Annotated in this window: 10 protein-coding genes; 4 read left to right on the forward strand and 6 right to left on the reverse strand. The window is 73.1% G+C overall.

The features are described 5' to 3' along the window. The first annotated feature begins 4 nt into the window (after positions 1 to 4). Positions 5 to 1,402 carry a rhamnulokinase family protein gene (locus AB0M83_RS33910; protein ID WP_364523349.1) on the forward strand — a complete coding sequence of 466 codons (1,398 nt, stop codon included), beginning with the start codon at positions 5 to 7 and terminating at the stop codon, positions 1,400 to 1,402. 755 nt (positions 1,403 to 2,157) lie between these two features. On the opposite strand, the gene AB0M83_RS33915 is transcribed toward AB0M83_RS33910, so the two are convergent. From AB0M83_RS33915 to AB0M83_RS33930, 4 genes are read right to left on the reverse strand one after another with little or no spacing between them, the layout of a single operon-like run. Next, positions 2,158 to 3,360, reverse strand: a complete 1,203-nt coding sequence (locus tag AB0M83_RS33915) for an FAD-dependent monooxygenase (RefSeq protein WP_364523287.1) — start codon at positions 3,358 to 3,360, stop codon at positions 2,158 to 2,160. 48 nt (positions 3,361 to 3,408) lie between these two features. Then, positions 3,409 to 4,017: a response regulator transcription factor gene (locus AB0M83_RS33920; protein WP_364523289.1), complete on the reverse strand. Its 609-nt coding sequence runs from the start codon at positions 4,015 to 4,017 to the stop codon at positions 3,409 to 3,411. Next, on the reverse strand, positions 4,014 to 5,090 hold the full coding sequence (locus AB0M83_RS33925; protein WP_364523291.1) for a sensor histidine kinase: 1,077 nt from the start codon (positions 5,088 to 5,090) through the stop codon (positions 4,014 to 4,016). The genes AB0M83_RS33920 and AB0M83_RS33925 overlap by 4 nt, the downstream gene beginning before the upstream one ends. Positions 5,091 to 5,100: 10 nt before the next feature. Continuing rightward, positions 5,101 to 5,490, reverse strand: coding sequence for a hypothetical protein (locus AB0M83_RS33930; protein WP_364523293.1), 390 nt, complete (start codon positions 5,488 to 5,490; stop codon positions 5,101 to 5,103). Positions 5,491 to 5,622: 132 nt separating this feature from the next. Between AB0M83_RS33930 and AB0M83_RS33935 the strand changes: the two genes are divergently transcribed. From AB0M83_RS33935 to AB0M83_RS33945, 3 genes are all read left to right on the forward strand, one after another. Continuing rightward, the gene (locus AB0M83_RS33935) at positions 5,623 to 6,666 is read left to right on the forward strand and encodes a LacI family DNA-binding transcriptional regulator (protein ID WP_364523295.1); all 1,044 of its coding nucleotides are present in this window, start codon (positions 5,623 to 5,625) and stop codon (positions 6,664 to 6,666) included. A gap of 17 nt (positions 6,667 to 6,683) precedes the next feature. Further along, a complete protein-coding gene (locus AB0M83_RS33940; protein WP_364523297.1) occupies positions 6,684 to 7,172 on the forward strand; it encodes a DinB family protein in 489 nt (162 codons plus the stop codon). 173 nt (positions 7,173 to 7,345) lie between these two features. Beyond that, the gene (locus AB0M83_RS33945; RefSeq protein WP_364523299.1) at positions 7,346 to 10,558 is read left to right on the forward strand and encodes a TIM-barrel domain-containing protein; all 3,213 of its coding nucleotides are present in this window, start codon (positions 7,346 to 7,348) and stop codon (positions 10,556 to 10,558) included. Between the two features lie 474 nt (positions 10,559 to 11,032). On the opposite strand, the gene AB0M83_RS33950 is transcribed toward AB0M83_RS33945, so the two are convergent. Both AB0M83_RS33950 and AB0M83_RS33955 read right to left on the reverse strand, forming a co-directional pair. Continuing rightward, positions 11,033 to 11,569, reverse strand: coding sequence for a DUF305 domain-containing protein (locus AB0M83_RS33950; protein ID WP_364523301.1), 537 nt, complete (start codon positions 11,567 to 11,569; stop codon positions 11,033 to 11,035). Next, positions 11,566 to 12,498: a DUF1996 domain-containing protein gene (locus AB0M83_RS33955; RefSeq protein ID WP_364523303.1), complete on the reverse strand. Its 933-nt coding sequence runs from the start codon at positions 12,496 to 12,498 to the stop codon at positions 11,566 to 11,568. Before AB0M83_RS33955 ends, AB0M83_RS33950 begins: the two co-directional genes overlap by 4 nt. Positions 12,499 to 12,534: the final 36 nt, after the last annotated feature.

Below are 12,534 nucleotides of genomic sequence, written 5' to 3' on the forward strand. Positions count from 1 at the left end.
ACGAGTGGCGGCCGTCGACCTCGGCGCGTCCAGCGGGCGGGTCATGGCGGGGACTGTCGGCAGCTCCACGTTGAGCGTCGAGGAGGTGCGCCGGTTCCCGAACGGCGGCATTCAGGCGGGACCGACGCTGTACTGGGACGTCCTGGGGCTGTACCGCGAAACGCTCGCCGGGATCCGGGAAGCCGGCGCGGTGTCCGGGGTCGGGATCGACTCCTGGGCGGTCGACTACGGCCTCCTGGACGAACGGGGAGCGCTGCTCGGCAACCCCGTCCACTACCGCGACTCGCGCACGGACGGAGTACCCGCGACGGTGGCTGCTTCCGTGTCCGCGCGCAAGCTGTACGACATCACGGGGCTGCAGCAGCTGCCGTTCAACACGCTCTACCAGCTGGTGTCCGAGGGTGACCGGCTCGACGCGGCCCGGACGGTGCTGCTGATCCCGGACCTGCTGAACTACTGGCTCACAGGGTCGGCCGGGGCCGAGCGGACGAACGCGTCGACCACCCAGCTCTACGACGTGCGGGCGCGGACCTGGGCTTCGTCGCTCGCCTCGCAGGTCGGGATCCCGCCGCGGTTGCTGCCGCCGTTGCGCGACCCGGGCACGGTGGTGGGCACTTCCTCCGAGCTGTCCGGACTGCCGGTGGTCGCGGTCGGCTCGCACGACACGGCGTCCGCGGTCGTCGCCGTGCCCGCTTCGCCGGGGACGAACTTCGCTTACATCTCTTCGGGTACGTGGTCCTTGGCCGGCCTGGAGCTGCCCTCGCCGGAGCTGAGCGACGCGGCGCTGGCGGCGAACTTCACGAACGAAGGCGGCGTCGACGGCACGATCCGGTTCCTGCGCAACGTAATGGGCCTGTGGGTGCTGTCGGAGACGCTGCGGACGTGGTCCACTTCGGACTTGCCGGGGCTTCTCGCTGCGGCGGCCGCTTCGCCCGGGCTGGCGGCGGTCGTGGACATCGACGCGCCGGAGTTCCTGCCGCCGGGCGACATGCCGGCCCGCCTCGCGGCGGCCTGCACGGCAACCGGCCAGCGGCCGCCTTCGGAGCGGGGCGAGGTGGTCCGGTGCATCCTGGACAGCCTGGCGCTGGCATACCGCCGCACGTTGCGCGCGGCGTCGTCGATCACGGGCCGCCCGATCGACGTGGTCCACATCGTCGGCGGCGGGGCTCGCAACGAGCTGCTGTGCCAGTTGACGGCGGACGCGTGCGGAGTCCCGGTCCTGGCAGGCCCGGTCGAGGCGGCGGCGCTGGGGAACGTGCTGGTCCAGGCTCGGGCGCTGGGGGAGGACCTCCCGGATCTGGCGGCGATGCGGGCTTTGGTGAGGGAGACCCAGGAGGTCCGCCGCTACGAGCCATCGGGGTCGGGCGACTGGGCGGCGGCCGAGGCCCGGCTGGCCGGGTGACTTGGCGCGCTCGGTTCGCCGGGTTGGCCCACTGAGTTGGGCCGGCTCGCTCGCCGGGTTGGCCCGGCCCGGCAAGCGGGCGCGCTCGACTGGCCGGGTTGCCTCGCCAAGCTCGCCCGCCGAGCCGGTCCGCTCGTTTGGCTAGGCTGGCCCGCTGGGCTGGACCGGTCTGCTCGCCGGGTTGGCCCGGCCCGGCAAGCGGGCGCGCTCGACTGGTCATGTTCGCTCGCCAAGCTCGCCCGCCGAGCCGGTCCGCTCGACTGGCCAGGCTGGCCCGCTGGGCTGGACCGGTCTGCTCGCCGGGTTGGCCCGGCCCGGCAAGCGGGCGCGCTCGACTGACCGGGCTGCCCGATGGGTTGGCCCGGTTCGCTCGGTGCTGCGCACCTCGCTGAACAAGGCCGCGAGCGATCCCGGCCTCGCCGCCGTCCGGGAGCTTGACCCCATATCACCGGTGCTCGCCGAGCTGGGCCATTAGGCTGGCGGGTTCGCTCGCCGACTGGCAGGTTGAGCTGGCGCGCTCGACCGGCCAGGTTTGCCCGCTGAGCCGCCCGCTCACCAGAGCGTCCCGAATGAGTCACTCGCGGCGCCGGAGGTCCCGGATGAGTCATTCGCGACCTTCCCGTGGCGCCTCCGCCCGTCCGGCCCGGTCCGAACGCAGTGAATGACCCATTCCTGTCGTCCAGCGCCAGGAATGAGTCATTCACTGCATCGCGAAACCGGCCGGGATCCCGTTCGACGAGAACGCCTGACACCGCCTACACAGTGACGGCCACGGAGCCGGAGTCCGGCAGCCCGGCGTAGTCGGGCAGCTCGACGCCGTTGAGGGCGCGCTCGACCAGCTCGGTGAACGCCGCCATGTCGGGCTCCTCGGCCGGCCTGGCGTCCGGCCCCGGCGCTTCGAGGCTGCGCACGTGCAACCGGCCGATCTCCTGGTTGGCCTCGACGAACGAGCGCATCCGGCGCTCGTAGGCGGCGAACCCGGCCGCCGGGTCCCACCCGGCGGCGGCCAGCTCTCCGGCCAGCAGGTAGGCGCCGACCAGGGCCAGCCCGGTGCCCTGCCCGGACATCGGCGACGCGCTGTACGCCGCGTCCCCGATCAGCCCGACCCGGCCGTCCGACCAGCGGTCCATCACCACCTGGGCGACCTGGTCGAGGTAGAAGTCCGGGGTGTCGTCCAGGTGCGCGAGGATGCGCGGGGCCAGCCAGCCCAGGCCGGCCGTCCGCTCGCGCAGCAGCCGCTTCTGGGCCTCGACGTCGCGGTAGTCGACGTCGAAACCGGCCGAAGGGAAGGAGAACATGGCCATCGCCCGGGTGGCGTCCCGGATGGGCCGCAGGCTCGCGGAGCGCCCGGACTCGTGGTAGTCGAGCAGCCAGCGGTCCAGCCCGAACTCGTTGGGCACGCTGTAGAAGGCCAGCACGAGCCCGAGGTGGCGGACGAACCGCTCGCGCGGCCCGAAGACCATCGCCCGCAGCGCCGAGTGCAGCCCGTCCGCCCCGACCACCAGGTCGAAGCGCCGCCGGTCGCCCCCGGCGAAGACCACGTCGACCCCGTCGGCGTCCTGGGTGAGCTCGGCGATCCGGTCGCCGAAGACGTACTCGACACCGTCGCGGGTGTCGTCGTAGAGCACCTGGGACAGGTCTCCGCGCAGGATCTCGATCTCCGAGATGTACCCGTCGCCGCCGTCGTCGTCCGCGCTGAAGGTCTCCAGCACGTTCCCCTCCGCGTCCACGGTGTGCGCGCCGGCGGTCGCGGTGCGGGCCGCGCGGACCGCCGCGTCCAGCCCCATCCGCCGGATGACTTCCTTGGTCACCCCGCGCGCGTCCACCGCCTGCCCACCGGGCCGCAGCCCGGGGGCCCGCTCCACGACGGTCACCTCGGCCCCACGCCGGCGCAACCAGTGGGCGAGCGCGGGTCCCGCGATGCTCGCCCCCGCCACCAAGACCCTGATACCGCTCACCGTGCCCCCTGCCCGCGTCGTGATTCAGGTCCGGAGTGTACGGCGTGCCTAGAGCCAGCCGCGCTCGTCCGCGATCCGCACCGCGTCGACGCGGTTGCGCGCGCCGGTCTTGGTGATCGCCGCGGAGACGTAGTTGCGGACCGTGCCTTCGGACAGGTACAGCCGCGACGCGATCTCGGCGACCGTGGCACCGGTGCGGGCGGTGATCAGCACGTCCCGTTCCCGCGCGGTGAGCGGCGACTCGCCCGCGGCCAGCGTGGCCACGGCCAGTGCCGGATCCACCACCCGCTCGCCCTGCCGCACGCGGCGGATCGCATCGGCCAGGACGTCGGCCGGGGCGTCCTTGACGACGAACCCGGCCGCGCCCGCGTCCATCGCTCGGCGCAGGTAGCCCGCGCGCCCGAACGTCGTGAGCATGACGACGCGGCAGTCCGGCACCTGCGCGGCGAGCACCGCCGCGGCCGCGAGCCCGTCCAGGCCCGGCATCTCGATGTCCAGCAGCGCGACGTCGGGACGGTGGGCGCGCGCCGCCGCGACGACCTCGTCGCCGCGGCCCACGGACGCGACCACCTCGAAGTCGTCCTCCAGCGCGAGCAGCGCGCACAGCGCCTGGCGGACCAGCTCCTGGTCGTCGGCGAGCAGCAGGCGGATGGTCACAGCGTCACCCGCAGGTGCCAGCCGCGCGGCCGGACCGGCCCGGCGCGGAACTGCCCGCCGGCGGCCTTGACGCGTTCGCGGAGCCCGGCCAGCCCGGAGCCCTCTTCGGGGGAGCCGCCCACACCGTCGTCGACGACCTCCACAGTGGACTCGGTCACCGTGACCGCGCACCGCGTCGCGCGTGCGTGCCGCGCCACGTTCGTGAGGCCTTCGCGCACGACCCACCCGAACAGCTCCTGCCGGGCGGGGTCCACGACCTCGGCCGCCGTCGGCAGGTCGGCGGTGACGCCGCACGCGCGCAGCAGCTCGCGGCCGCGGGCGAGCTCGCCGGCGAGGGTGACCTCGCGGTAGCCCGACACCGCCGCGCGCACGTCGGTCAGCGCCTGGCGGGCGAGCGTCTCGACCGCCGTCATCTCCTCGCCCGCGCGGGCGCCGTCGGTGTCCAGGAGCCGCCGGGCCAACGTGCTCTTCACGGTGATCGCGGTCAGCGAGTGGCCGAGCAGGTCGTGGAGATCTCGGGCGATCCGGGTCCGTTCGGCCTCGGACGCCAGCCGCGCGACCTCGGCCCGGGCCTCGACGAGCGCGGCGTTGGCGCGGACCGCTTCGGCGAAGACGTGGACGACCAGCACGGTGAACACGAGCGCGACCGCCTGCGTCCACCCCGCGGTGCCCCACACCACCCACGGGACGACGAGCGCCGCGAGCGCGGCGACGACCACGAGCGAGCCGCCGTACCGCGGAAGCCGCGGCACGGCGAGGGACACGACGACGGTGGCGAGGAAGAACGCCTCGGCGTGGGCGAAGGGGAGCGCGGCGCCGAAGAGGACGGCCAGCACCCCCAGGAGGGGCCAGAACCTTCGCGGCGCCCGCCGCGCCGCGGCCCGTGCCGCGGCGACGTAGCAACCCACGAAGACGGCGACGATCACGCAGCCCGCCACCGCGGCGTGCCCGCTCGAGTGCTGCAGCACGCCGGGCACGGTCACCGCCGGGTAGACGAGCATGCCCGCGTCGAGCACCATCACCCGCCAGCCGCGCACCCAGCGCTGCACGTCGGCCGGCTCCGTCCTGTCCATCACCGGCACGCTACCGGGCCCGCGCCCGCCGGCCGTTGACGAGCACCGTGACGCCGAGCAGCAGCAGTCCGCAGACGGCCTGCTCGATCCGCAGCCACACCGGGAACAGCCCGGGCAGGGCGACGATGACGACGATCGCCACGAGCATCACGCCGGCGACGATCCGCAGCCTGAGCAGGCCCTTCCGCGACCCGCGGGCCGCACTGCGGGCGAAGGCGAACGTCAGCAGCGAACTGGCGACGACCAGCGTGGCGCGCACCCAGACCGCGTCGGTCACCATGGCGTGGTCGTTCCGGAAAAGGATGATCGCGAGCAGGGTGAGCACGGAAAGCGCGGCGTAGCCGCCGGTGAGCAGCAGCACGGGCCGGAAGCCCGTGGGTTCGGTTCGAGTCGTGGTCATGCCGGAAATGCTCGTCGCGCGAGGCGCCCGGGCGGCAGTGCCGTCCCTCAGCGGCGGCTCATGACATTTGTCAGCGGCCTGTCCTCCGCCGGAAGCTGGGAGAGCGCTCTCACAGCGTGCTACAAAGGGAGGGTGACGACGCACCCGCCCTCGGCGCCGCCGACCCTGGAGGACGTCGCGCGGGTCGCCGGCGTCTCGCGGGCCACGGTGTCCCGCGTGGTCAACAGCGTGCGCAACGTCGACCCGAAGCTGCGGGAGACCGTCGAACGCGCCATCGCCACCACCGGGTACGTGCCGAACCGCGCGGCGCGGTCGCTGGTCACGCGCCGCACCGGCGGGGTGGCGCTGGTGGTCTCCGAGCCGGAGCGGCACGTCGAAGCGTTCACCGGCGGAGTGTTCGGCGACCCGTTCTTCGGCCGGGTCGTCGAGGGCGTGGTCGCGCACCTGCGGCCGCAGGGGCTGCACCCGCTGCTGATGCTCGTCGACAGCGACGAAGAGCGGGAGAAGCTCGTCCCGAAGCTGCGGCAGGAGCAGGTGAGCGGCGTGCTGCTGATCTCGCTGCACCCGGCCGAGGACCCGCTGCCGCGCATGCTGACCGACGCGGGCGTCCCGACGGCGCTGTTCGCGCGGCCCGGCCGCCCGGCGCCGGTGAGCTACGTCGACGTCGCCCACCAGGACGGCGCCCGGCTCGCGGCCGACCGGCTCGTCTCCCGCGGCTGCCGCCGGGTCGCGACCATCGCGGGCCCGGCGGGGACGCCGGCGGGGCAGGACCGGCTGGCCGGGTTCCGCGACGCGATGGCCCGCCACGGCCACGCGTACGTCGCGGTGGCCGAGGGCGACTTCACCGAGCACGGCGGTGAGCGGGCGATGGAGCGGCTCCTGGCCGAGGAACCCGCGCTGGACGGGCTGTTCGTGGCCAACGACCTGATGGCGTACGGCGCGTTGACGGTGCTGCGCGAGGCCGGCCGCCGGGTCCCCGCCGACGTCGCGGTGATCGGCTTCGACGACAGCCGGGTGGCGCTGAGCTGCCGTCCCCGCCTCACCACGGTCCGCCAGCCGGTGGAGGAGATGGGCGCGGCGATGGCCCGGATGGTCCTGGACCGCATGGCCGACCCGGACGGCCGCGCTGAGTCGGTGATCTTCGACCCCGAGCTGGTGGTCCGCGACTCCGCCTGAGCGCTAGGTTCGGCGCCATGGCCGAAACCCAGCGGAAACCCGTCCCGCGCGACGACGGTGGCGAGCTCGACACCGCGACGGCGTTCCTGGCTTTCGCGCGCGAAAGCGTCGTCAAGAAGACGGACGGGCTCACCGAGGAGCAGCTGCGCCGGGTCCTGGTCGGCTCCGGCACCACGCTGCTCGGGCTGGTCCACCACCTGACCGGGGCCGAGCGGGTCTGGTTCGGCCACCACGTCGCGGGCGGCGAGGACACCGGGGACCTGGGGATGGACGTGCCCGAAGGGCTCACCGCGGAAGACGTGCTGGCCGGGTACCGCGCGGCGATCGCGGAAAGCGACGCGGCGATCCGTGCGGCGGGGGACCCGGAACGGCCGGTGGCGGTCGCGGTCGACGGCACCTTCCCCACCCTGCGGTGGGTGCTGGCGCACATGACGAGCGAGACCGCCCGCCACGCCGGGCACGCCGACATCCTGCGGGAGCAGATCGACGGCGTCACCGGCCGCTGACGTCTCCAGGTCGATAGTCCGGGCGCGTGGCCTGCCGGGCAGACCGCCCGGCCTGTCCGGACAGTTTGGCCCGGTGGTCTGGACATCCGGCCGATGGCTGTGCTCAGATCTGAACGGCCTTTTCCAACGTTGTAAAACCGGCTGGGTCCCTCTGACCGGAACGGAGTTCCGCCGTGCGGACGAGAACCGCGAAAACCCTCCATCTGACGTGCGCGCTGGCGGTCGCCGCCGCCGTCGTGACCGTCGCGACCCCGGCCGAAGCCGGGCACGCGGCGCGTCAGACCGTCACCGCCGGAAACGCCCGTTTCCAGGTCCTTTCCCCGACGCTGATCCGCACGGAGTACGCGGGCGACGGCCGCTTCACCGACGCCGCCACCTTCAACGCCGTCGGCCGGGGATCCTTCACGCCCCCGCCGTTCACGTCCACGACCGCGAACGGCGTCCTGACGATCCGCACCAGCGCGACGACCTTGACCTACAAGCTGGACTCCGGGCCGTTCGACTCCGGCAACCTCCAGATCCGCACCACGGCCGGCGCCGCGCCGGTGACGGCGGCGCCGTGGCGCCACCTGACCTGCGCGACCGGCGCGCTGTGCGAGGCCGAAGACCTGACCGCCGACGGGCTGGGCGTGGCGACCGACCACACCGGCTACACCGGGGAGGGCTTCCTCGCCGGGTTCGAGAGTGCCGGCAACTCGGCCACCGCCGACGTCGCCGCCGCCACGGCCGGGACCTACAACGTCACCGCCCGGTTCGCCAACGGCCAGGGCGGGGACGGCCAGCACGTCACGCGCACCCTGAGCGTGTCCGTGGACGGCGGTGCGCCGCAGAAGCTCACCCTGCCCGCGACGGCCGACTGGAACAGCTGGGCCACCGCGTCGGTGCCGGTCACCCTCACCGCCGGCCGCCACAACCTCCGCCTCGAGCGGACCGCGGCGGACTCCGGCAACGTCAACGTCGACGCCCTCGCGGTGCTGACGCCCGGCGCGTCCTTCCCGCCCGCGTCGGCCCGCGCGTTCACCGGCTGCGCCCTCGACGTCAGCTGCGAAGCCGAAGCCGGCCTGCGCACCGGCTCGGCCGTGGTCGCGGCCGACCACGCCGGGTACGCCGGACGCGGGTTCGTCGCCGAGCTCAACCGCGGCTCGTCGCTGACCCACCGCGTCGTGGCCGTCCCCGCCGCCGGCACGTACCAGCTGTCCGTCCGCTACACCAACGGAACCGGCGGTGACGGCCGGCACGAGACCCGGACCGCGACGGTCGCCGCGTCCGGCGTGACCCGGACGCTGTCGCTGCCGATCACCGAGAACTGGGACAGCTGGGGGACTGCGTCGGTCCCGGTCGACCTCAAGGCCGGCACGAACGACGTCGTCCTCGGCTGCCCGGACGACACGAGCTGCCACGTCAACATCGACACTGTCGCGGTCACCCGCACCGGCGCCGCGGCCCCGGCGCCGCACCTCACGCTGGGCGGTTACCGGCGCGGCCTCGACGGCGTCAACGGCGACAACGGCACGCCGTCGCTCACCGAGGGGCTCCTGCACCGGGACGGCTGGTACCTGCTCGACGACACACCCTCGGCCCTGTACGACACCGCCACCGAGAAGGTGACGCAGCGGCCGTCGCACGGCGGGAACCCCTACCAGGACGGCTACGTCTTCACCTTCGGCCACGACTACAAGGGCGGCCTGCGGGACCTGGCGACCCTGACCGGGCCGTCGGAGCTGCTGCCGCGCTGGGCCTACGGCGTCTGGTACTCGGAGTACATCGACCGCACCGCGGCCGACTACCGCGACACGATCCTGCCGAAGTTCCGCAGCGAGGGCGTGCCGCTGGACGTCCTGGTGACCGACACCGACTTCAAGGCGCCGGACACGTGGAACGGCTGGCAGGTCGACACGAACAAGTTCCCGGACCCGGCGGGGTTCTTCGCTTGGTCGGCGTCGCAGGGCCTGCACAACACCCTGAACATCCACCCGAGCATCATGGGTTCGGACCCGCAGTTCGCCCGCGCGCAGGCGACGGCGAAGGGCAAGCTGGCGAAGTCCGGGTGCGGGACGGACTGCTACGTCTTCGACTGGGGCGACCCCGACCAGCTCAAGGCGTACCTCGACCTGCACGGCGACATGATGAAGCAGGGCAACGACTTCTGGTGGCTCGACTGGTGCTGTGACTCCTCGAAGTCGAGCCTGCCGGGCGTCACGCCGGACTCGTGGATCAACCAGAAGTACGCCGACCTGGCCGCCCCGGCGGTCGAGCGCGGCTTCGTGACGTCGCGGGCGTACGGCTCGCTGCAGGCCGGCGGCTACGGCGGCCCGGTCGGGCTGCCGACCGGACCGTGGGCCGACAAGCGCAGCACCGTGCACTTCACCGGCGACACGTCGTCGACGTGGGGCACGCTGCGGATGGAGGTCGGGATCACCCCGGCGGAGTCGGCCGCGACCGGCCTGTCGCCGATCAGCCACGACATCGGCGGCCACAACGACACGACCGGCCTGCGCGGCAGCGAGACCTACACCTCGGGCGGGCAGCAGCACCAGACGTTCAAGCTGCCCGACGACCTGTACGCGCGCTGGGTCCAGCTCGGCACGTTCCAGCCGATCGACCGGCTGCACAGCAACCACAGCGACCGGCTGCCGTGGCAGTACACCGGCGCGGCGAAGGCGTCGGCGACGAAGTTCCTCAACCTGCGCGAGAACCTGGTGCCCTACACGTACACGCTGGCGCAGCAGGCGGCGGCGACGGGCGTGCCGGTGGTCCGGCCGACGTACGTGGAGTACCCGGAGGAGCCGGCGGCGTACACCGCGGCGCAGAGCGAGTACTTCTACGGGCCGGACATGCTGGTGGCGCCGGTGACGTCCCCCGGGACCTCGTCGACGACCTCGGTCTGGTTCCCGCCGGGGCAGTGGACGGACTACTTCACGGGCAAGCCGTACGCCGGCGGGACGACGCAGCAGGTGACGTCGGACCTCGGGACGATGCCGGTGTTCGTGCGAGCGGGCGGCATCACGGTGACACGGACGGCGGACGTCCCCAACGACGTCCAGAGCCCGCTGAACCGGGCGACGGTGACGGTGGCGCCGGGCGCGCCGGGGTCGTTCTCGCTGTACGAGGACAACGGCACGTCGTCGAAGAACAGCTCGACGACCCGGATCACGTACACCGAGCGGCGCGGAGCCCACACGGTGACGGTCGAACCGACTAGGGGCCGCTCCCAGGTCGCTTCCCGGGAGTGGACGGTCAAGTTCCTCGGCGTGCCGTCGGCGCCTTCCCGGGTGCGGGTGGGCGAGGGCTGGGCGCCGTCGCAGAGCTGGAAGTGGGACGCGGCAACGCAGACGCTGACGGTGACGGCCCACAGCGGGCGCGGGCCGGTGACCGTGACGTACTGAGACTGCCGGCGGGCGGAGCCGGTATGGCCGTCGAGGTCACCACGTGGGGTGGTGGCCTCGACGGCGCCCGGCTCGGCCACCGTTGTGGGGTCGGTGGCCTCCCACGGTCCGTTCCGGGGTCATGTCGACCTCAGTCCGGGCCGTAGCTTCTTTGCGGCAGAGCGGGCGTCGGCCTCGCCACAAAAGGCCACGTGCACCTCGCCCCGCGACGGCCGGCGCCCGGCTGACCATCGCGCGCTGCCGACCCGGCTCTGGCGCGAAGCCAGGTTCGCCCTGCGCACCTGGACCGAACGGCGAGCGCCCGGCTGGTCACCGCGCCACCGACCCGGGTTGGCCAGAGCCGCACCGCTATCGATGCGCGCAGCGAGCTTTCTCAGCGAGTCCGTGAATGGCTCATTGAGGGACTTCAAGTCCCTCAATGAGCCATTCACGGCTTCTGCCGATGTGGTGCCGGCACGGCTGCTGGTCGGTCGCTCAGGCCGCGTTCGCGAGCGCCTTCTCCTGCTGCGCCCCCTCCGCGCCGACCTCGCCGGCCAGCCGCTTCGTCTCCGCGTCCGCCCCCGAGGTCTGTTCCCCCTTCGCCAGCACCACCAGCTGCGCCGCATGCGCCCGCAGCAGCGCGACCAGCCGCCGGTCGAAGTCCGGACCGCTCCCGGTGCGCAACGCCACCAGGTCCGCCGCCGTGATCATCCCCGGCATCCGATGTCCACTGTGGACATCCGCCGCCGGCAACCCCGCCCGGTCGCGGGCCGCCTTCAACCGCGCCAGCAGCTTCTCCTCCGGTACCGCGACCGCTTCCGCGGCCGCGCGCACCGCCGGGCTCGCCGCACGCGAAGGAGCCAGCCGGGCCGCCGACAGCGCGTTCTCCGTCATCGGCACGACCAGCTGCAGCCACGCGACGTCCGTGGGGTTGAAGGGCGAGGCGGGGCCGGCGGTGGGGGCGGGGCCGGTGGTGGCGCACCCGCCCATGGTCAGCGCCACCACCGCCGCCCCCAGAACCAGCCGTCTCACGGACGGCCGGGCAGCCGGTAATTCGGCCCGAGCACCGTGCCGCGGTCCGGTTTGTACAGGTCGAACCCGCGCGGGTCGCACTGCAGCCCGCCGTTGATGCAGTGCGTCACCAGCGCGGCGAGGGTCGGCGGGTCCCACGCGTTGAAGAAGTCGTAGTGCCACGAGTACCCGCGCCCGCTGGCCAGGTGCACCCCCGACATGTCCCCGCTGACCGGGAACGCGATCTTGAACTCCAGCATCGGCACCGCCACCGGGTGGTCGGCCGGGCACGTCAGCGTCGCCCGGTCCGGGTACGCCATGTGGCTCTTGTGGTCGGCCGAATCCAGGTGGACGCCGTCCCAGCAGCTCGGCGCCTGGTAACGGATGTTGAGCTGGCTGCCGGGCACGCACTGCACCGGGATGTCCCAGTTGTGGAAGCTGTCCCCGCACTCCCAGCCCTCGACGGCGCCGGTCGCGTGCTGGAACTCGTCCTGGGTCGCCGTCACGGTCCCGGCGACGTAGCGCAGGCCGGGCGGGAACGGCACCACCTTCGTGTAGTCGAGGATGCCGGACTTGTAGTACACGACCTGCGCGAAGTTCGGCAGGATCACCTGGTTCCCGTTGTAGACGGTGGGGAACCAGTACGCGGACAGGTCGTCCGGCGCCAGGCACGTCGTGTTGCCGACGCCCGCGGCCTGCAGCGACTGCGTCGTGCTGGCCGCGTTGGTCGTCTTGTTGCCGATGAACGTGTGGTCGTGCGACGCGCCGGGCAGCCCGGGGAAGACGATCGGGTCGTCCGGCTGGTGGTGGCTGGGGGAGCAGTTGACCTGGAACTCGTGGTGGGTCACCAGGTCGTCGGCTCCGGCGGGCGACCAGGTGGCCGCGGTCAGGAAGGCGCCTGCCAGCACGGTGGCGGCGGTGCAGGCGAGGAGCGCGGCTTTCGTTGCCAAGGGTCCTCCACGGTGAGGTGCCAAGGATGGGAGAGC

The organism is Amycolatopsis sp. NPDC051106 (genome assembly GCF_040682775.1).
In the GTDB taxonomy this organism is placed as follows: Bacteria; Actinomycetota; Actinomycetes; order Mycobacteriales; family Pseudonocardiaceae; genus Amycolatopsis.

Bases quoted from the DNA above. Each gene is read 5' to 3' on its own strand.
- AB0M83_RS33925 (WP_364523291.1), bottom strand. From the start codon at position 5,090: ATGGACAGGACGGAGCCGGCCGACGTGCAGCGCTGGGTGCGCGGCTGG.
- AB0M83_RS33930 (WP_364523293.1), bottom strand. From the start codon at position 5,490: ATGACCACGACTCGAACCGAACCCACGGGCTTCCGGCCCGTGCTGCTG.
- AB0M83_RS33940 (WP_364523297.1), top strand. From the start codon at position 6,684: ATGGCCGAAACCCAGCGGAAACCCGTCCCGCGCGACGACGGTGGCGAG.